Annotated in this window: 20 protein-coding genes; 9 read left to right on the top strand and 11 right to left on the bottom strand. The window is 54.6% G+C overall.

The features are described 5' to 3' along the window. The first annotated feature begins 84 nt into the window (after positions 1 to 84). Entirely contained in the window at positions 85 to 2382 is a 2298-nt protein-coding gene (locus ACN0RL_RS09550; protein WP_417516082.1) for a molybdopterin-dependent oxidoreductase, read from the top strand. Positions 2383 to 2401: 19 nt separating this feature from the next. Beyond that, positions 2402 to 2857, top strand: coding sequence for a DUF2489 domain-containing protein (locus tag ACN0RL_RS09545; RefSeq protein ID WP_417516080.1), 456 nt, complete (start codon positions 2402 to 2404; stop codon positions 2855 to 2857). A 287-nt stretch (positions 2858 to 3144) separates the two neighbouring features. Here the strand turns inward: ACN0RL_RS09545 and ACN0RL_RS09540 are convergent, their stop codons facing one another. The 3 genes from ACN0RL_RS09540 to ACN0RL_RS09530 form a co-directional block, all read right to left on the bottom strand. Further along, positions 3145 to 4509 carry an HDOD domain-containing protein gene (locus ACN0RL_RS09540; RefSeq protein WP_417516104.1) on the bottom strand — a complete coding sequence of 455 codons (1365 nt, stop codon included), beginning with the start codon at positions 4507 to 4509 and terminating at the stop codon, positions 3145 to 3147. Positions 4510 to 4655: 146 nt separating this feature from the next. Continuing rightward, on the bottom strand, positions 4656 to 6731 hold the full coding sequence (gene recG, locus ACN0RL_RS09535; RefSeq protein ID WP_417516078.1) for an ATP-dependent DNA helicase RecG: 2076 nt from the start codon (positions 6729 to 6731) through the stop codon (positions 4656 to 4658). A gap of 8 nt (positions 6732 to 6739) precedes the next feature. Next, a complete protein-coding gene (locus ACN0RL_RS09530) occupies positions 6740 to 7699 on the bottom strand; it encodes a LysR substrate-binding domain-containing protein (RefSeq protein ID WP_417516076.1) in 960 nt (319 codons plus the stop codon). A 76-nt stretch (positions 7700 to 7775) separates the two neighbouring features. Between ACN0RL_RS09530 and ACN0RL_RS09525 the strand changes: the two genes are divergently transcribed. Further along, a complete protein-coding gene (locus ACN0RL_RS09525; RefSeq protein WP_417516074.1) occupies positions 7776 to 8642 on the top strand; it encodes an NAD-dependent epimerase/dehydratase family protein in 867 nt (288 codons plus the stop codon). A 63-nt stretch (positions 8643 to 8705) separates the two neighbouring features. Here ACN0RL_RS09525 and ACN0RL_RS09520 read toward each other — a convergent pair whose 3' ends face one another. The 4 genes from ACN0RL_RS09520 to gmk form a co-directional block, all read right to left on the bottom strand. Further along, a complete protein-coding gene (locus tag ACN0RL_RS09520; RefSeq protein WP_417516072.1) occupies positions 8706 to 9092 on the bottom strand; it encodes a RidA family protein in 387 nt (128 codons plus the stop codon). Positions 9093 to 9172: 80 nt separating this feature from the next. Beyond that, positions 9173 to 11314 (bottom strand): RelA/SpoT family protein, encoded by a 2142-nt coding sequence (locus ACN0RL_RS09515; RefSeq protein WP_417516070.1) that lies wholly within the window; start codon positions 11312 to 11314, stop codon positions 9173 to 9175. 178 nt (positions 11315 to 11492) lie between these two features. After that, positions 11493 to 11705, bottom strand: a complete 213-nt coding sequence (gene rpoZ / locus ACN0RL_RS09510; RefSeq protein ID WP_303597646.1) for a DNA-directed RNA polymerase subunit omega — start codon at positions 11703 to 11705, stop codon at positions 11493 to 11495. An 88-nt stretch (positions 11706 to 11793) separates the two neighbouring features. Further along, positions 11794 to 12438, bottom strand: coding sequence for a guanylate kinase (gmk, locus tag ACN0RL_RS09505; protein ID WP_417516068.1), 645 nt, complete (start codon positions 12436 to 12438; stop codon positions 11794 to 11796). Positions 12439 to 12617: 179 nt separating this feature from the next. Here gmk and ACN0RL_RS09500 point away from each other — a divergent pair, with 179 nt between their 5' ends. Both ACN0RL_RS09500 and ACN0RL_RS09495 read left to right on the top strand, forming a co-directional pair. Next, the gene (locus tag ACN0RL_RS09500) at positions 12618 to 13505 is read left to right on the top strand and encodes a universal stress protein (RefSeq protein ID WP_417516066.1); all 888 of its coding nucleotides are present in this window, start codon (positions 12618 to 12620) and stop codon (positions 13503 to 13505) included. Continuing rightward, positions 13505 to 14320: an RluA family pseudouridine synthase gene (locus ACN0RL_RS09495; protein ID WP_417516064.1), complete on the top strand. Its 816-nt coding sequence runs from the start codon at positions 13505 to 13507 to the stop codon at positions 14318 to 14320. Before ACN0RL_RS09500 ends, ACN0RL_RS09495 begins: the two co-directional genes overlap by 1 nt. Positions 14321 to 14327: 7 nt before the next feature. On the opposite strand, the gene ACN0RL_RS09490 is transcribed toward ACN0RL_RS09495, so the two are convergent. Beyond that, positions 14328 to 15194, bottom strand: coding sequence for a YicC/YloC family endoribonuclease (locus ACN0RL_RS09490; protein ID WP_417516062.1), 867 nt, complete (start codon positions 15192 to 15194; stop codon positions 14328 to 14330). A gap of 214 nt (positions 15195 to 15408) precedes the next feature. Between ACN0RL_RS09490 and rph the strand changes: the two genes are divergently transcribed. Further along, positions 15409 to 16125 carry a ribonuclease PH gene (gene rph, locus ACN0RL_RS09485; protein WP_417516060.1) on the top strand — a complete coding sequence of 239 codons (717 nt, stop codon included), beginning with the start codon at positions 15409 to 15411 and terminating at the stop codon, positions 16123 to 16125. 190 nt (positions 16126 to 16315) lie between these two features. On the opposite strand, the gene ACN0RL_RS09480 is transcribed toward rph, so the two are convergent. Continuing rightward, positions 16316 to 17122 (bottom strand): exodeoxyribonuclease III, encoded by an 807-nt coding sequence (locus ACN0RL_RS09480; protein ID WP_417516058.1) that lies wholly within the window; start codon positions 17120 to 17122, stop codon positions 16316 to 16318. A gap of 81 nt (positions 17123 to 17203) precedes the next feature. On the opposite strand from ACN0RL_RS09480, the gene pyrE reads away from it, so the two are divergent. Continuing rightward, entirely contained in the window at positions 17204 to 17842 is a 639-nt protein-coding gene (gene pyrE, locus ACN0RL_RS09475; RefSeq protein ID WP_417516056.1) for an orotate phosphoribosyltransferase, read from the top strand. 3 nt (positions 17843 to 17845) lie between these two features. Then, entirely contained in the window at positions 17846 to 18499 is a 654-nt protein-coding gene (locus tag ACN0RL_RS09470) for a DUF4124 domain-containing protein (RefSeq protein ID WP_417516054.1), read from the top strand. A 128-nt stretch (positions 18500 to 18627) separates the two neighbouring features. On the opposite strand, the gene ACN0RL_RS09465 is transcribed toward ACN0RL_RS09470, so the two are convergent. Further along, positions 18628 to 19047 (bottom strand): hypothetical protein, encoded by a 420-nt coding sequence (locus tag ACN0RL_RS09465; RefSeq protein ID WP_417516052.1) that lies wholly within the window; start codon positions 19045 to 19047, stop codon positions 18628 to 18630. Positions 19048 to 19423: 376 nt separating this feature from the next. On the opposite strand from ACN0RL_RS09465, the gene ACN0RL_RS09460 reads away from it, so the two are divergent. Further along, positions 19424 to 19888 carry a fibronectin type III domain-containing protein gene (locus tag ACN0RL_RS09460; protein WP_417516050.1) on the top strand — a complete coding sequence of 155 codons (465 nt, stop codon included), beginning with the start codon at positions 19424 to 19426 and terminating at the stop codon, positions 19886 to 19888. 8 nt (positions 19889 to 19896) lie between these two features. Here ACN0RL_RS09460 and ACN0RL_RS09455 read toward each other — a convergent pair whose 3' ends face one another. Then, positions 19897 to 20235 carry a DUF2782 domain-containing protein gene (locus tag ACN0RL_RS09455; RefSeq protein ID WP_417516048.1) on the bottom strand — a complete coding sequence of 113 codons (339 nt, stop codon included), beginning with the start codon at positions 20233 to 20235 and terminating at the stop codon, positions 19897 to 19899. Positions 20236 to 20244 lie beyond the last annotated feature (9 nt).

Raw genomic sequence — 20244 nt, 5'->3', positions numbered from 1 at the left:
TTTCCCTCCACCACCGTTTTCCTGCTAATCTGGTTGCACAATGAAACCCAACCTGTCACAACAAAAATATCAGGAGAGATCTTCATGGATAACGGCACCCATTACCGCACCTGCCATCTGTGCGAAGCCATGTGCGGCGTTGCCGTTGAAATGAAAGGAGGCCGCATTGCATCCATTCGCGGGGATGACAACGACCCGTTGAGCCGCGGGCACATTTGCCCCAAGGCAGTCGCTCTGCAGGACCTCCACGAAGATCCAGAACGTTTGCGCAAGCCGGTTCGTAAAACCCCCACCGGGTGGCAGGAAATGGAATGGGATGAGGCTTTCAGCAGGGTTGCCGAAAAACTCCATAGCACCCGCGCCGCTCACGGCCGGAACAGTATCGGTGTGTATCTTGGCAACCCGAATGTACACAACCACGGCTCGCTAATCGCCACCATGCCGTTTCTGCATGCCATTGGTACCCAAAACCGCTTTTCAGCAACGTCCAATGACCAGCTTCCACACATGCTTGCGAGTCTGGAAATGTTCGGCCATCAGGTTCTGTTTCCTATACCTGACATCGATAACACCGACCTGTTTATCTGTATTGGCGGGAATCCGATGGCGTCCAATGGCAGCCTGATGACCGTTCCGGATTTCCGTGGCCGGCTGAAAGCCCTGAAACAGCGCGGTGGAAAAATGATTGTTGTGGACCCACGACGCACTGAAACTGCCCGGCAAGCCGGAGAATTTCATTTTATTCGACCCGGCACCGATGCATTTCTGCTGATGGCCATGGTGAACACTCTGTTTGCCGATGAGCTGATCCATCCGGGGCGGTCAGAGCACCTTATAAAAGATCTGGACCTTTTGCGGCTGGCGTCCCTGCCCTTCACGCCCGAAACCGTTGCGGAGCGCACCGGCATTGATGCCGAAACCATACGTAATCTCGCACATCAGTTGGCAACAACTCCCAAAGCTGCGCTCTACACCCGCATGGGTACCAGCACACAGACGTTTGGCAGCACCGCAACCTGGCTGGCTTACTGCCTGAACATCCTGACCGGGAAGCTGGACGCCGTTGGTGGTGTCATGTTCACACAGCCTGCAATTGATCTGATCACCCTGGGAGCCATGTCCGGGCAGCGCGGTCATTTCGGCAAGCGCCATAGCCGCGTTAAAGGGCTTCCGGAATTTGCCGGTGAATACCCCGCCAGCACCATGGCAGACGAAATACTCACTCCGGGCGAGGGACAAATCCGTGCCTTCGTGACCGTTGCGGGGAACCCTGTGCTCTCCAGTCCGAACGGACGCCGGCTGGACGAGGCTCTGAGCCGACTGGACTTTATGGTGTCGGTGGATTATTACATCAACGAAACCACCCGCCACGCGGACATCATTCTGCCCCCGACTGCAGCTCTTGAGCGCAGCCATTACGATATCGTTTTCAACATGCTCGCCGTGCGTAACGTAGCCAAATACAGTGAGGCACTGTTTGATGCCGGCCCCGACAGCCGGCACGACTGGCAGATTCTTCTGGAGCTGGCGCACAAGCTCGAAAAGCTGCGCAAAGGTGGAAAACTACCAATCCGCGCCGAGTTGGGCTGGAGAGCATTCAAGCAGGTAGGTCCTGACCCGTTCATTGACCTGCTTCTGCGAACCGGGCCCTATGGCACAGATACAGGTCGCGCCCGCGGGGTGCTGGAGCCAGCTACAAGTCTGGCAATGAGCCTGCTCCCGAAACACTCCCCGTTACGCAGCCTCGCTCAGCTGAGCTCACTCAATCCACAGTGGCAGGAACTGCCAAAAGGTCTTTCTCTCAAGCGCCTCAAGGAAAATCCCAGCGGAGTTGACCTGGGCGCTCTTCGGCCCGCCCTTCCCAACCGCCTGTTCACACGGGACGGTAAAATTAATCTGGCTCCACGCCGCTACCTGGAAGACGTTGAGCGCCTCCATCAGCAGCTGTCAGCGACACAGACACCGGATGAATTGCTGCTGATCGGCCGCCGCCATGTGCGCAGCAACAACTCATGGATGCACAACAGCCAAAGGCTGGTGAAGGGAAAGGAACGCTGTACCTTGTTGATGCACCCGCAAGATGCAAGCAGGCTGGGCCTTCAGGAAGGCGGTCACGCAGAAATCAGCGCCGCCGGGCGCCAGATCGTATTGCCTGTAGACGTCACAGAAGACATGATGCCGGGTGTGGTCTCTATTCCCCATGGCTGGGGTCATGACCGCGATGGTACAAAACAATCCACCGCGGCCAGCCATCCCGGAGCAAGCATTAACGATGTATTGAGTGACGATCATACCGATCCGGTTGCGGGCACGTCCGTATTGAATGGTCAGTCGGTAACTGTCAAAGTCTGGCGTCCGAAACAGCAACGTAAATCGGCCTGAATAAAACAGGGAGAACAAAATGCCTGAGTGGCTACAGTGGGGCCTGATCATTGCCGGTGCTATTGTCATTATTGTGCTGCTGGGTTTTATCCGGCGGCAAACGGTCGTATTGTCCGAGAACCGTAGACGCCAGCAAAAGTCGGAGGCTTTCCAGACAAAGCGGCGCAAGGATATGATCGACAGTATTCGCGTTATCGCGATGGCCATAGAGGAAGATCAAATCGAATACTCGGAAGCCTGTCTGCGCATCAAAGGCCTCCTCGACCATGTCGCGCCCCAGCTCATGGAAAAACCGCCTTTCCGGGTCTTTATGGAGGTGTTTGACCAACTTCGGCATATGCCCACCCACCAGGCACGTCAGGATACGGAAACACGGTTTGTAGAGAAAATGGATAAGGAACGATTCGAGGTCGAAAAGCGCCACGCGGATGAAATACGCCGTGCAGCGACAGCCATCCGGAACCATACGTTCTGATTAACGCCGAGAATTGTGTTTTTTTGTAACCGAAAGAAGCAAAGAGACCAGTTTTATCAATTCAATATCAGCAGCTTGCTCAAAATCAAAAAAGTGACAAAACGCTCAAGTTCATCTTAGCGCTTCAAACACCTTTTCTTTTTGCAGACCTTGTCTAAATTGAAATCAGGACGGTGATTTTTTACTGCATCGATTTACCGCCCTGCGTTGTTTCTCCTGAAACGTTCGGACGACTCTGCTATGAGCGAAAATCTTGCCGGCCTTTTTTCTCAAGGCCGGCTTTTTTGTTACTGACCCATCATGCCGGCCATAGCCATAATGTTGTCCTCGCTGGCAACCAGTTCATCAAACTGCTCTTCTACCTTCTCGCGATCCAGCCCCAACTCGTCAAAAACCTCTTGATCCACAGTCTCGCAGGCGCCAAGGGCTACTCCTCTGGCCGCCAACAGTTGCCGCCCCAACCATAGCAGCCGGGCGTAAACACTATTAGCGCCTTTATAGCCACGATGCTTCTGATACCTGAGAGCCAGAGTGATCTCTTCAGGCATACCCCAGTTTTCCATAAGCTGGGCGGCAATCTGCTCTCGGGTGATGCCAAGGAGATAGTGCTCTGTTACGGAGGAATCGATGGCTGAGTTCACTTCCAGGGAACGGCATACCAGATTGAAATGGGGAGGGAAAACCTGAGCCAGCAGCAAATAGCCAAAGTTATGCAGCAGGCCTGCAAGGTAAGCCAACCCGAACACAGGCCGCTCGCCGCGGGGCATCATACTTGCCAGAACACCGGCCGACTGTGCCTGCCAGATGGCTTGTTGCCAATAATCCACATAGCCATCCGGGTGATCCTGGGGCTGTTTGAGTGCGCGCCCGAGAGACAATCCCATAGCCAGGTTCATGACCATATCGAATCCGAGCACCCGTGATATCGCATCATGCACAGAGCGAACTTGCCCGGCTGCCGCATAGAAGGAAGAGGATGCCCAGCTGACAACCTGAGCAGCAAGGCTGGGGTCACTCTCAACAATATCCACCAGATCTCCCATTACAGCATTCGGGTTTACCCGCAAGTGAATGATTCGTTGGGCAGTTTCCGGAAGCGGCGGAAGTTCAAGAGTATCTTCCAGACGCTGCTGAATACGCAGGCTGGTAAATTTCTTGATAGCGAAAGTCAGCTGGCTGCGATCACTGGCCGGATCATCCAGATTTACCGCAATATTTTCCGATGCCACGGTGAACGACCGGCGATCTGCATTTGACGTCAGCGCACGAAAATCTTCGGCAGGCATCACCATTGCCAGATTTTGCTCACCCAACTCCAGCGCGACCGAGGGTATATCATCGACCCGGCGATCGACTATGGTCGGCCAGCCGGTTAGCGAAGGCAGTGCTGGAAGCTCCCTGAGCCCGGCGCGCTCTTTCACGCGAACCTGCTCGCGCGGCTTCATAAGACGAAATTCCCGCTCCAGCTGTTTGTTCAAACGCTCCAGGTCAATCAGATCTTCTTTGCAACAAATAGCCTGAAGATTCTCTTGCCCGTCGTTGAGCAACACCATTCGCAACAGCTCATGCCTGTTAGCCTGGCGTGCGTCTCTCAGCGACACACCCTTGGCTGCATCGCCCAGAGCTTGCTGAACCGTGACAGGTAATTCCATCATCTTCTCCCGAGTATCGCTGCTTGCCATCCGGCCTTCAATTCTGCCGTGGGGTTTTCAGTATAAGGCATGGTTTTAGCCTAAACGTTGACATAGAGCCAGTTAGTGCAGATGCACTGAAGGCCTTCCATACATGCCAACCCGGTTTATACATCTCCATAACGTGTTTTTTCACCCAGCCAACGCCTGATCAGAGCTTGCACCAGCTGTGGATACTGCATGAGTTCCGGTGCCATCTCGCGCACCGGTTCAATCCAGCCCTTGTCTCGTTCAAAGTCTGCCAGCCGGAACTGCATCATGCCAGTTTGCCGGGTGCCCAGGACTTCACCAGGCCCCCGTATTTCCAGATCTTTTTCGGCAATAACAAATCCATCCTGGCTGTCACGCAGTGCCTGCAACCGGGCTTTGCCATTGGCAGACAAAGGAGGATGGTACATGAGTACACAGAAGCTGGCCTGCTCACCCCGGCCAACCCGCCCCCGTAACTGATGAAGCTGGGCCAGGCCCAGGCGCTCGGGGTTTTCAATAATGATCAGTGACGCATTGGGTACATCCACGCCCACTTCTATCACGGTTGTAGCAACCAGAAGGTCCAGTTCGCCTTGCTTGAATCGCTCCATCACGGTTGCTTTTTCTGACGATTTCAGGCGTCCGTGCACGAGCCCGGTCTTCAGGCCCGGCAACCGCTTCTCCAACTCCTGAGCCGTCACTTCTGCGGCCTGGCACTGCAAGGCTTCGGACTCCTCAATCAGTGTACAGACCCAGTAAGCCTGGCGACCTTCTGTGCAAGCGCTGCGCACGCGTTCAATAACATCCTCCCGACGGCTGTCCGGGATTACGATGGTCTCGATCGGTTTGCGGCCTGGTGGTAGTTCGTCTATCACCGAAGTATCAAGATCGGCATAGGCGCTCATGGCCAGAGTGCGCGGTATAGGCGTGGCAGTCATGATCAGCTGATGCGGCGCCAGGGTTCCGCCTACACCCTTCTCCCTCAGAGCCAGGCGTTGATGCACACCAAACCGGTGTTGCTCATCCACGATAACGAGCGCTAAACGATGGAACAATACGTCATCCTGGAACAGTGCATGAGTGCCGATCACCACGCTGGCAGCACCAGAATGTACAGCTTCCAACGCGTCCTTCCGGGCTTTACCTTTGACCTTGCCAGAAAGCCAGGCCAGCTGAATGCCCAGTGGCTCAAGCCAGCCGCAGAAATTCTGATAATGCTGCTCGGCGAGTATTTCTGTTGGCGCCATAAGAGCCACCTGAGCGCCCGCCCCTATGGCCTGAATAGCGGCCAACGCAGCAATCACGGTTTTCCCGGAACCCACATCCCCCTGAACCAGTCGAAGCATGGGCAGTGGATGGCTGAGATCCTGCCGAATATCGCTCATAACGTGACGCTGGGCGCCCGTCAGAGAAAACGGCAGTTCATCGAGAAAGCGCTCAGACAGATTTCCGACAGGCAGCAGGGGCAGAGCCTGGCGCGCCTGAATCTGAGCGCGAACCTGCAACATGCTCAACTGATGGGCAAGCAACTCTTCCATAACCAGCCGCTGCTGTGCCGGATGACGCCCCTCCATCAGCAGATGAACCGGAGCATTGGCTGGCGGTGAATGCACCAACTGCACGGCTTCACTGATTCCAGGCAGTTGATAGCCAGCCAGCAGTTCAGCAGGCAACCAATCACGAATAGGATGGCGCTGAAGATATCCCAGAGCCTGCTGACACAAGCCCCTCACTCGGGGTTGCTGAATGCCTTCGGTCAGCGGGTAAACCGGCGTGAGGGTTGCCTGGCTTTCTGCGGGCATGGGTGGTGGATTGGTCTGGTATTCGGGGTGATAGAACTCGTATCCGGCCCGTCCCGGCCTCACCTCTCCGAAGCAGCGAACACGGGTACCTTCCGCCAGCTGATTTTTCTGGGCTGCGTTAAAATGGAAGAACCGCATGACCAGAAAGCCGCTATTGTCTTTCAGCGTAACCTGGAGGCTGCGGCGGCGCCCCATTACCAGGTCTGCCTTCATCACCTCGCCTTCTACAACGGCTACATCGCCGACTCGCAAGCTACCCATGGGTATAATTCGAGTACGGTCTTCGTAACGATGGGGGAGATGGAACAGCAAATCCTGCAACGAGGCGATGCCCAGCCGCTCAAGCTTCTCTGCCAGGGCGCTTCCTACGCCCTTAAGCTCTGTAACCGGTATATCATCCAATGCCGCCATGGTTAAGATCAGTCCGTTGCGGCTGCAACCGGAGTATCCTCTTTCGCTTTCTCAACCACCCGACACTGTCCGGCTGCAAGCGAAAGAACATCGATAGCTTTGGGCCGCGGGAAGGTTACCCGCCAGGCCAGGGCCACCGTGCGGGAAGGCACCGGAGGGGCAAAAGGCCGGGTTACAAGTACGTCTTCCTGGTAACGCATGCCGGTGGCTGCCGAAAGCGGCAGTACGGTAATCCCCAAACCTGAGGCAACCATGTGGCGAATGGTTTCCAGAGAACTGCCTTCAGTCACCAGTGATGGTGAGCCGATATCAGCTCGCCGCGTAACCGCTTCAACCAGAGGCGGGCAGGATTCAAGCACCTGATCCCGGAAGCAGTGCCCCGGGCCGAGCAGGAGCAGCTGTTCGTGGGCGAGCTCATCGCCCGTGATCTGTTCCTTTTGTGCCAGTGGATGATCCGCCGGCAGAAGCACAACAAAAGGTTCATCGTAGAGCGGCAATGTAAGAACTTCTGCTTCTTCAAATGGCAGGGCGATAATAATAGCGTCCAGCTCCGACTGGCGCAGTTTCTGCCGCAGGTTGGCCGTATAATTTTCTTCAATATACAGCGGCATTTCTGGCGCCGCACGGCGCAGTTCCGGCAACAGGTGCGGGAAAAGATAAGGGCCGATAGTGTAAATTGCCCCGACCTTGAGCGGCGAATTCAACTGGCTTTTGCCGTCCTGAGCCATATCGCGGATCACGCCCACCTGATCCAGAACACGCTGAGCCTGTTCCACAATCCGCTGACCGGTTTCCGTTACGCGAATGCTGCTTTTGCTGCGCTCGAATAGCGGGATACCCAACTCGTCTTCCAGCTTTTTGACCGCAACGCTGAGTGTTGGCTGGCTGACATGACAGCGCTCGGCGGCCCGGCCAAAATGCCTTTCCCGGGCAAGCGTAACGACGTATCGTAACTCCGTAAGAGTCATGGTGATCTCCGGTCAAATGGATACGGGTCAAAGTTTCACTGATTTATCGTCTAAAGGATAAGGATTGATATTGTCTATGGCAATCACTGAACGCAATAGTATGCCCGAAATTCTCGTCGCTGGTTGTGGCAAGCTCGGAGGCGCCATCGCCACCATGCTGAAAGACTCAGCACAGGTCTATGGACTCCGCCGCAGCCCGGATAAGGTTCCAGAAGACGTAAAGGCTATTGGCGCAGATTTGACCCGACCGGAATCCCTGGATGGCAAGCTGCCAGAGAACCTGGATAGCGTGATCTACTGCCTGACCCCTTCCAGTTACGACGCGCAGGGTTATAGAGATGCTTACGTTAACGGCCTCTCTAACCTGCTTGCAGCAATAGGCCACCACAAGCTCAAGCGGCTCTTTTTTATCAGCAGCACCAGCGTTTATGCCCAGGATGATGACAGTTGGGTTGATGAAAGCAGCCCGGCCTCTCCCGCCCGCGTTACGGGCCAACAAATACTGGCGGGTGAACAGACGGCACTCGAGAGCGGTCATCCCGCCACCATTATCCGTTTCAGCGGAATTTACGGGCCGTCAAGAAGACGCTTCCTTGAGGAGGTTATCGAAGGCCGCATGAATCCGGTGAAGCCTGCGCCGTTCAGCAACCGCATTCACGAGGAGGATGCAGCTGCAGCTGTTGCCTATCTCAACGGTCTGGCGCTTTCCGGGAAACCACTGGATACATGCTATGTAGCCAGTGATTGCGAACCAGTTCGCCTTGATGATGTGGTTGAGTGGGTCCGGCAACAGGTTCCTTGCGCCGAGCCTGTCGCCGATGCCAGAAAAGGTGGTCGGGCCGGCAGCAAGCGCTGCAATAATCACCGACTTCTACAGGCTGGATTCACCTTTCGCTACCCGGATTATCGGGCCGGATATCGCGCAATGATCGATCAAGGCTAGGCCCTGAAACGAACAAAGACGGCCATAGCCGTCTTTGTTACTGCCTGAGCATTCCGTGCGATATCAGCTGAGCACCATCACTGCTTCCACTTCTACGGGAACGCCTTTGGGCAACGCTGAAACCTCAACGGCCGCACGGGCCGGGTAAGGCTCCGGAAAGTAGGTCGCCATAATTTCATTTACTGTGGCAAAGTTTGCCAGATCCGTAACATAGATATTCACTTTGACAATATCCTTCAGCTCGCCGCCAGCCGCTTCACACACTGCTTTCAGGTTTTCGAAAACCTGACGGGTTTTGGCCGAAAAATCTCCGGCAACTACATCCATGGTTTCGGGATCCAGCGGAATCTGACCAGAGATATAAACCGTGTCACCCGCCTTTACAGCTTGCGAATAAGGACCAATTGCCTGAGGGGCATTTTCAGTCTGGATTACGGATTTGTTGGTCATGCCGTTTAATTTCCTCTCGTCTAAAACACTAATCGTCGCCCTTAGGCACAGGAGCTGTCAACCACTCACCTGCACCGGGATCAGTATTTCACGCGATTGATCGACGTGACGGCTTTGATATTGCGAACCCTGCGCATTACGCGGGCCAGGTGCTTTCGACCATGGACCTTGACAACCAGACTGACCACACCAAAGCGAGCATTCTGCTCGTCCACATTAATACGCTCAATATTGCCATCGGCCATCGCTACCGCGTTGGCGACTTCCGCAATCACCCCTCGCTGGCGTTCAAGCTCAACCCGAAGCTCTACGGAGAACTCATCGGTAATGTCCTTGGCCCAGGTAAGGTTGGTCAGGCGAGATCGACCTTCATTATCTTCTGGCAAGCGAGAACAGGTATCCGAATGAATTACCATGCCACTTCCGGAGTCCATCACCCCGACAACCGGATCCCCGGGGATCGGTTTGCAGCATGTAGCAAAGTGAACCAGCATCCCTTCGGTTCCCTGTATGGTTACAGGCGTATCTTCACCACTCTCGATATCCGTTACCAGCTCCTCGGGCCCTGCATTTTCAGCACCACTGACAAGCTGGCGTGCCACAAGGTAGGCCATGCGATTGCCCAAACCTATCTCACTGATCAGATCATCAAAACTGTTAACCTGGTTATGGTTCACAACGGCTTGTTTCTGGACATCGTCAATATCGGACAGACGAACACCAAACCCATTGAGAGACTTTTTCAGCAAAGTACGCCCCAGATCGAGCGATTCAGCCTGCTTTTGACTATTGAGAGTGTGACGGATACTGCTGCGCGCTTTGCCGGTTACCACAAAACTGAGCCATGCAGGATTCGGGCGGGCACCGGGCGCCGTAATCACTTCTATGGTCTGACCACTCTGCAGCGGCCTGCTGAGAGAACCCAGATTCCGGTTTATCCGGCAGGCCACTGTGGCATTGCCTATGTCGGTATGGATCGCGTACGCGAAATCTACTGGCGTTGCGCCTCTGGGCAGTTCCATGATTTTGCCCTTGGGGGTAAATACATAGATTTCGTCCGGGAACAGATCCACCTTGACGTGCTCGATAAACTCGAGAGAGTCATCTGCGCGCTCACGCATTTCCATCAAGCCTTTAACCCAGCGGTCTACCCTTGTCTGATTCACGCTTGTTACGCTGGTCGGCTCGTTTTTATACATCCAGTGCGCCGCGATCCCGTCGTTGGCTATATGCTCCATTTCCTCAGTACGTATCTGGACTTCGATATTCACATGCATGCCAAACAGGGTGGTGTGCAGTGACTGGTAGCCATTGGCCTTGGGCATCGCGATGTAGTCTTTGAACCTGCCGGGCATTGGTTTGTAAAGGCTGTGAACCGCCCCCAGAATCCGATAGCAGTCGTCTTCGTTATCCGTAATGATGCGAAAAGCGTATACGTCCATGATTTCATAGAACGATTTCTGCTTGAGCTTCATCTTGTTGTAGATGCTGTTCAGGTGCTTTTCACGCCCGAGAATCCTCCCCGGAAGGCCTCGTTCTTCAAGCTTTTCCTGCAGCCGGCCCCGAATCTCCTCAATGATTTCGCGGTGACTGCCACGGAGTTTGTCTACTGCCTTGGATATGTAGCGGGAGCGCATGGGATGCAGAGATGAAAACCCCAGATCCTCCAGCTCGGTGGAGATCGCATGCATACCAAGGCGATTGGCAATAGGGGCGTAGATATCGAGGGTTTCTGTGGCAATACGCTGGCGCTTTTCGTAGGGCATGGGCCCCAGAGTGCGCATGTTGTGCAGGCGGTCGGCAAGCTTGACCAGAATAACCCGGATATCCCGGGCCATGGCCAGGGTCATTTTCTGAAAATTCTCGGCCTGCGCTTCTGCTCTGCTGCGGAACTCTATCTGGGTCAGCTTGCTGACGCCATCCACCAGTTCTGCTACATCGTCTCCAAATTGCTCTGCCAGGGCATCTTTGGGAATACCGGTATCTTCGATAACATCGTGGAGCATCGCTGCCATCAGGCTCTGATGGTCGAGCTTCAGGCCGGCAAGTATATGAGCGACAGCAAGGGGGTGAGTGATATAACGATCACCGCTTTTGCGCATCTGGCCTTCGTGGGCCTGCTCGGCATAATAGTAAGCCCTTCGCACCTGATTAATGCGATTGGTATCAAGATAGGTACTTAGCTCAGTTGCCAGCCCCTCTACCGTAGCATTTAGCGACACCACGCCTCCGTATCCTTCCGATCCCAAACGTTACCGGCTCAGAAACAAAAAAACCCGAATGCATGCATCCGGGTTTTCCTTCTGTCCTTCCAGCAACCATCTATAGCTACACTATAAAACTGCGGAGACAGATTTCAATGCTTTACTTTGCCGCCGGGCCAAATATGCCCGCGCAAATTCAATCTTCTTCGATTTCGGTCAGCAGATCGCGGCTAACCAGGCCGCCAGCAATTTCGCGCAATGCGATTACCGTAGGCTTATCGTTTTCTTCTGCAACCATCGGCTCGGCACCTTTGGTGGCAAGCTGACGGGAACGCTTGGTAGCCAGCATGACCAGCTGGAAGCGGTTATCAACGTGTTCCAGACAATCTTCAACGGTAACTCGTGCCATAACTTCCCCGACAAAATAAAAATGACTGATTTAGCAGACCGCGTAGTTTACTGCCAGCGGCACAATTTGTATACAGCAAAAGCCTCTATCAGGCTTTACTGTCGGTTAGTCCTGAAAGCGTCGAGAGCAGGTGCCTGTGCCGTTCCTGCTGGGCAACAATCTTCAGCCGCTGGCTGCGAACAATCGCCAGCAAATCGCCCAGCGCATCGTGGAAGTCATCATTCACCACAAGGTAATCAAACTCCGCAGCGTGGCGACACTCTTCCTGCGCCTCGAAGAGGCGCCGCTCCACTACCTCTGGCGCATCTGTACCCCTGCCCACAAGGCGGTCCCGCAAAACTTCAGACGAAGGTGGCACAATGAATATACTGACGCACTCCGGCACAAGCCGCCGCACCTGACCGGCACCCTGCCAGTCGATTTCCAGAATAACATCACGCCCATGGGCCAGCATCTCCCGTACCCAGACCTGAGACGTGCCATAGTAGTTTCCAAAAACATCGGCATGCTCGAGAAAATCACCGCGGCCAATCATCGCCTCGAACTCGTCACGGCCGACGAAGTGATAGTTAACGCCGTCTTTCTCTCCTTCACGCATGGGGCGGGTGGTATGAGAGACAGACACCCCAAGCTTCTGGTCGGCGTGTAACATTTCTGCTACGAGACTGGTTTTGCCAGCACCCGATGGCGCAGAAATGACAAACAGCGTACCCGTTTCACCGGCCTGGCTCATGACTCGACAACTCCTGAACTGGATCTGGCCGTCATTAATGAGGGCCTGTAAAACAGATAATTATACGGCCTTTGACCAAACACCGCATCCCGGATGCCTCGACAACTGATAACATTAGAAGAGCGACAGGAAAAACCGCGGTATCAAACCCAGGCACAACCAAATGACGGAAAGGCAGCATGGATAAACTTCTGATTGTCATGGACCCGGCCCACAAGCACCAGAAGGCTCTGGCTCGGGGAATAGATCTGGCGCGCGCCACCGGCGCTCAACTGGAAATCGTGGCCTTCACACACGAACATCTTGGCGCCCTGCCATCAGACCCGGCTGTACAGCAACGTGCCCGAGACGCTTTGATCGGCCTGCGCCAGCGTTGGCTGGATCAGATGCTGGCACTTTCAGATTGCAGCGACCTGCAAGTTACCACGCACACTGTGTGGGAAAAGAACATACACCTGTGGATCATCGAACACTGCCATCCCAACCGATTTAAAGCAGTGATCAAAACCGGGAGCCGTTCCGAAACCTTGCTGTATACGCCGACCGACTGGCACCTGATAAGGGAGTGCCCGGTTCCGGTAATGCTTGTAGCGGAACAGAAGTGGAATCACGCCCACCCGATCCTTGCTGCGGTCGACTTGAGCTCCACAAAACCCGTCAAAAAGGCTCTCAATACAAAGATAATCGAACAGGCCGGCGCTCTGGCCAAAGCGCTCGAAACGGAACTCCATCTGGTGCATGCGCTGCATATATCCGAGGTGCTGGCAGATCTTGAGATCATCAACGTGACCGAGCATGAACAGAAGCGCAGAGAAGCACTGGAACCGGCTATTACCCACCTTTGCAACACCTGGCACCTGAACAGGGATCAGATTCACATGGCCGTTGGCCCGGCCCACAAGGTAATTCCCAGCATTGCCAGCAAACTCAAGGCCGATATGGTGGTAATCGGAACCAGCGGCAAGACTGGACTGAGGGCAAGAGTCATCGGCAATACTGCAGAAAAAGTGCTCACTCATCTGAGAACCGATCTGCTCGCCATCAAACCTGGAGATGCCGGCCAGTAATGCGCAGAAAATTCGACGTTACAACCACCCAGCCCGAAACCGCGATTGAAGCTCTGAGCAGGAAATCAGGGCTTCCGCGCCAGCGCATCAAGGATGCCATGAACAAGGGCGCATGCTGGTGGACGCTTAAAGGCAAACTGGTACGACTTCGGCGCGCCACCAAGGAGGTCAAGGCTGGCACGCGATTGCAGCTTTATTACGACGAGAACGTGCTCGACCGGAAACCGGAAGCAGCAATCCTGATAGCGGACAAGAGCCGCTACAGCGTGTGGTTCAAACCCCATGGCATGCTCGCGCAAGGCTCCCAATGGGGAGATCACTGCAGCCTGTTGCGATCGGCAGAGCTCGAGCTCAAACGGCCGTGCTACCTGATTCACCGGCTGGACGCCGATGCGGCCGGGCTGATGCTGATCGCCCACGATTCAAAAGCGGCTGGCGCGCTCTCCCAGTGCTTTTCGGGACGCACCATCACCAAACAATACATGGCCAGGGTAACAGGCATTATTCATACCCGGGATCAACTCATCGATACGCCGATTGATGGTAAAGCCGCCATTAGCCGGGTCACCACGCTAAGTACAGATGAAACCGGACCGACGAGCCTTCTACAGGTCATCATTGAAACCGGCCGGAAGCATCAGATCCGCAAGCACCTGGAAAGCATAGGGCACCCCATTGTCGGCGATCGCCTGTACGGCAAACCAGCGAAGACGCCCTTACAACTGCTGGCTGCCTGTCTTGAGTTCGACTGCCCCCTGAGCCGACAGCGCGTAAAACTGGCGCTGCCAGAGCCGTTGAGCAGCCTGGACAACTAAAACCGGATCACTCCACGTTCTGCACCTGCTCCCGGACTTGCTCAATCAGTACTTTTAAATCCACTGCGGCGCGGGTTACACCGGCATCAATACTCTTACTGCTCAAGGTATTTGCCTCCCTGTTCAGCTCCTGCATCAGAAAATCCAGCCGGCGACCAATCGCTTCATCGCGTTTGAGAGTGTCTACAACTTCACTGATGTGGGCATCCAGCCGATCCAGCTCTTCCGCCACATCGCTCTTCTGCGCCAGCATGACCATTTCCTGAGCAATACGTTCGGGATCAAGGTCGACTTTGGCCTTCTGAAAACGCTCACGTAAATGCGCTTCCTGCGCCTTCAGCAGCCCGGGCATGCCTTCACGAACGACTTCAACCAGCGCTTTCATTTGCGTCAGGCGATCTTCAAACAAAGGCCGCAAACGCTCACCTTCGCGTTCGCGGACAACGGCCAGCTCCTCAACGGTTTTTCTGAATAGCTCTATGGCAGCTTCGCGAACAGAGCTGAAATCCTGCTCAGGCACCGACAACACTCCGGGCCAGCGCAGAATATCCAGGGCGTTGATGTGCGCAGGGTTATCCAGCATTCGATTAACGTGATTTGCGGCTTCGTTGACCGCTTTGGCTATATCCTCGTTAATTTCAAAGCCGGGCCTACCCGCTTCGGTGGACTGCAAGCGAATCGACACATCCACCTTGCCCCGCTTCAACTGCTTTCGCAGCTCCTCCCGAAACGGGTTTTCAAGCTCGCGGAGCGCCTCCGGCAACCGGAAAGACGGCTCCAGGTAACGATGATTGACGGTTCGAATCTCGCAGGTCAGCGTTCCCTGACTGTCCTGAATATCCCTCCGGGCAAATGCAGTCATACTTCTGATCATGGCAGCTCCGGCTTTGTGGTTGATCGCAGTCGATTGTTCTATAAGCTGAGTCTAACAGGCCGGGATCACCTGCGGCGAACTCCATTCAAACAACTGCAAGGGTCCGGCCCGGCAACCCGATGTCCGGGCCTAACGTGTTATACTTCGCGGCTTTTAAATCCGAATCCGGCCGGGACAGCCTCCCGGACACTTACCTCAGATATCAGGAAACACTATGCGTCCAAGCGGCAGAACACCCGAACAACCCAGAGAGATACGCCTGACCCGGAACTACACCCGCCACGCGGAGGGTTCCGTACTGGTGGAGTTTGGAGACACCAAGGTCATCTGCACTGCCTCTGTCGAAAACAAAGTCCCGCCCTTTCTGCGTGGCGAAGGCAAAGGCTGGATCACCGCCGAATACGGCATGCTGCCCCGCTCCACCGGCAGCCGCATGGGCCGTGAAGCCGCCCGCGGCAAACAAGGCGGCCGCACCGTTGAAATCCAGCGCCTGATCGGCCGCTCACTGCGTGCCGCCGTCGACATGGAGGCTCTTGGCGAGCACACCATCACCATCGACTGCGACGTAATCCAGGCCGACGGCGGAACCCGCACGGCAGCCATCACTGGCGGCTGCGTAGCCCTGGTCGATGCTCTGAACCACCTGGTTGCAACCAAGCGCCTGAAAAAATCACCCCTGAAGCAAATGGTAGCGGCCGTGTCTGTTGGCATTTACAAAGGCACACCGGTGGTCGATCTGGACTACCCGGAAGACTCCGCAGCGGAAACAGACATGAACGTGATCATGACCGACCAGGGCGGGTTCATCGAAATACAGGGAACTGCAGAAGCTGCGCCGTTTGTTCAGGAAGAGCTTAACAGCATGCTGGAACTGGCCAAGCAAGGCATTGAGAAGTTGTTTGTACTGCAGAAAGAAGCGCTGGAAGGCTAAGGAAGGCAACTCTCAAGTCTGGGCGGCTAAGTTCTCCAGGAATGATAGAGGCTTATTGCAATGTAGCGGGTTCGGCGGGGGAAGCCTTTCCGGAACCGTCTCCGGCCATGGACGGCCGGAGTCGAGCGCACAAGGATGTGCTTGTAGCGTGTTCCGGAAAGGCTTCCCCCGCCGGACACGCGGCCTACGATCACATGCCGATTTCGATATCGTAATCCATAATCACCGGAGCGTGATCTGAAAAGCGGGTCGTGCTATCAATCCAGCCATCCTGAATGGTCTTGCGAATACCCGGTGTCATAAGCTGGTAATCCACCCGAATACCCGCATTCTTGCGCGAACCCTCGGTTTGCTCCGGCCACCAGGTGAACTGATTGCTCTGCTTGTTGATATCACGGAACGCATCCACGCAACCCATCTCATCAAACAAGCGATCCAGCCAGGCCCGCTCATGTGGCAGAAAGCCGGAAAAGTCCAACTTATGATAGAGAGGGCTGGCATCCGTCACATGATGTGCCGTCTGAAGATTAGCTCCGAAAATAAACTGGCGACGTTTACGAAGCGTTTTCTGCATGTGCAGGCCAAACGCGTCCATAAAATCATCTTTATGGTCGAGAACCGTCAGATCGTCCTCACTGATCAGCTCTTCTTCGCGACCAAGGGCGCAGGGAGCCAACACACAGGCAACCGAAACCTTATCAAAATCCGCCTGAATAAAACGCCCTTCACGATCCGCCTGCTCATTGGCGAAACCGTACATGATGGCTTTGGGGAAATGCCGCGTGTATATTCCCACGCCACCATCCTCATTATTTTCGCCATCTATGAAGTAAGCCTCATACCCTTCAGGGATAAGGTTCTGATCCTCAATCTCATAAGCCCGCATACGGTGATCCTGAACACAGACAACATCTGCATCCTGCTCGGCCAGCCAGTCAAAAAAACCCTTTTCAACGGCCCGGGCAAGACCATTGACGCTGATTGATACTACCCGCATACGTATTCCCTGATTCGGTTTGTGTGTATGATACCGTTTTTACGCGTTATTAAAAGATCCACACCCGCCAGAAGCCTTGCCATGCACGACTATCAGCAAAATTTTATTGAATTCGCCATCCGCCGTAACGTACTTCGCTTTGGTGATTTTACACTCAAGTCCGGTCGCACCAGCCCATACTTCTTTAATGCAGGGCTTTTTAACACCGGGGACGACCTGCTGCAGCTCAGTAAGGCCTATGCCTCAGCCATCGCCCGCAGCGGTCTGGATTATGACATCATTTTCGGGCCTGCCTATAAGGGCATTCCGCTGGCAACCGTCACTGCCATGGCGCTGGCCCGCGAGGGCGACAGCAAGCCGTTCGCCTTTAACCGTAAAGAAAAGAAAGATCACGGCGAAGGCGGTAATATTGTTGGCGCACCGTTGCAGGGTAAAGTACTAATCGTCGATGATGTAATTACCGCCGGTACAGCCATACGCGAGTCCATCGACCTTATTCATGCCTCGGGCGCAGAGCCCGCGGGTGTACTGATCGCCCTGGATCGACAGGAGCGGGGTAACAGCGAGCTCTCCGCCATACAGGAAGTGGAAAGCGAATTCGGCATTCCGGTGGTCAGTATCATACGTCTGGAACAGGTTCTGGACTATCTTGAGAACAACCCGGAGTTTTCTGGCCACGCCGCAAAAGTTGCCAGCTACCGGGAACTTTACGGAGTCTGACTGATGCACAAGCGCCTGATCGCATTTTCAGCCACGGCCTCTGCACTCTTGCTGACATTAGGTATAGCAACCCATGCGGAAGCGGGCATGTATCGTTACACAGACGAAACCGGCCAGGTCGTAATCAGCAACACTATTCCTCAACAAGCCACAAAGCGCGGCTACGACATCCTGAACTCCAATGGCCGCGTCGTGGAGGTCATACCGCCGGCGCCAACAGAAGATGAAATCTTAGCTCGCGAAGCCGAAAAACAGCGCCAGGCAGAACTCGCCATTCAGCGCGAGAAAGACGCTCAACTACTCAAGCGCTTCAGCCATCCGGACCAGGCAATCAGGGCCATGCACCGCAAACTTAGTGAACTGCGAGGCCTGATTCAGCTCAAGCGAGGCAACATCTCCGTTATCTCAAGCCAACTCGACAGCGAGCAGAGCCGGGCTGCCAATATGGAGCGTAGCGGACAGAAAATACCGGATGCAACTCTCGACAAGATCCGTCGGCTGGAATCGCAGATTCGCGATATCGAGAGAGAAATCTCCTGGCAAACCCAGGAAACAGACGCTCTGATACAGTCGTTCGAAGACGATATAAAACGGCTTGAGAAAGTTACTGGCGAGACCCGCACGCTGTCACTGGACCCAGACACTACCGCTGACTAATCCGCCTTCAAGGCAATACATTCCTGAACACTATCAACCAGACAACAAAGGGGCGCCAAAACTCAGCTTGGCGCCCCTTTTCGTACACCAGCACTCACTTCGTGCCGGTTCTACTGCCTCACCTTAAATCAGGCTGAAGCAGCTTCTTTCTTCTCTGTAGCTTTTTTCTTTGCAGCCGGCTTGCTGGCTGCAGGCTTCTTGGCCTCTACAGACTTCTTGGCATCCTGCGCTGCTTTGGAAACATCGTCTGCAACTTCAGATACTGCGTCTGCGCCTTCAACTGCTTCTTTCTCAAGCTTGGCCACCAGATCGGCTGCAAAGCTGCCAAAGCGGCTGTTCAGGGTGCGCAGCTGGCCAAAAAGGCTGTCGCTGTAGCCGTTGTAACGGGTGCGCAGTGTCTTGACACTGTACTCACGCGCTTCTGATTCCAGCTTCTCTGCGTAGTCAAATGGCTTGGCCGCCAGCTTCTTCTGCTGCTCTTCAGCAGCGTTGATGCCTTTGTCTACGATTTCCTGAAGCTGTTCCTGATATGTTTTAAGTTTACCCATGATAATTCTCCTTGGTTTACTGAAGTTCTCTTGAGCCTTCCCCTTATCGTTTATCATCGGGAGTGGTTACTCGATGGACTTTAAGATGAAAGCTTTTCTTTGATCTTGTAACCAAGGTTACGGGGTAAAATTAGAATGTTCATACTAAAAGCCAGCACCTTTAGCATGAAGCATATAGGTTATTTTACGGATTATTTACTTGCCACACGCTCCCTGACCCGCATAATGCAAAACTGTTTTTGCAGCCTGCCTTCCCTTTTTACCCCGGTTCTGCGAGCCCAACGGAAACAGAAACTGCAATACCATCACTATCAAGAAAGCCATCCGGGGCGCTATACCTTCTCAAAGGCTTCCCCCTCGTTAAGGAAAGGAGCCAGTGCTTACCCACCTGCCACTTATTATTTTTATCTCTGCAATGATAATGCTGTCCGGCTGCCAGGAGGATGACCGGGGCACCCGCACAACAGCTCTCCGCGCATCGGAACTCGCAAATGAACGGCTGGGCACGGCCACTGATGGATTATTTGAAACATTAGGAAAAGGAACAACCGGGGAAGGCCCCGAAGAAAAAGCGAAGCCACCCAAAGCGCTCAGCTGGAGCGCACCCACTACACGGGAAGACGGTTCCGCGTTAAAGCCTGATCAGATTGCCGGATTCCGGATCTACTATCGTTTACGGCATGAGACTCGCTTCAACGTGATTCCGGTTAACAGCCCCGAGCGAACAAGCCAGCCGCTCACACAGCTGCCGCCCGGCGCATACGAATTTGCGATCACAACGATTGACGCACAGGGATTGGAAAGCAGGCGATCCTCAGCCGTAATGGTCGATCTGATCTGAACAGAAGCTCACCAGCGGAACAAAATCCAGCTCGGCACCAGCATGTCGGAATCAGTTTCCCGGATCCAGCCACCGCCGTCCGCGGGGACGAGGTAATACTCACGTCCGACTTCGGGCACCACCTTTATTTCCATGAGCTGCCCGTTCACCCGGTACTCATAGAACACCTCATCATCGCCGGGCCGGATAACAATCTGTGGCCCCTCACTGGATGACTGATAATCAGAAATCACGACCGGCTCTTTGGGCGTTTCAACGACGGTCTTATCCAGAGCACCGCTTTCCTGTGCCAACGCAGATCCGAGGCCGCAGACAAGCAGCAATGCGGAACAGGCGATTCGTTTCATTTTCGTGAT

The sequence above is a fragment of the Marinobacter sp. genome (assembly GCF_048259445.1).
GTDB lineage: Bacteria > Pseudomonadota > Gammaproteobacteria > Pseudomonadales > Oleiphilaceae > Marinobacter.
Note: the sequence above shows the minus strand (reverse complement) of the source record. Positions and strands in the feature narration are given on the sequence as shown.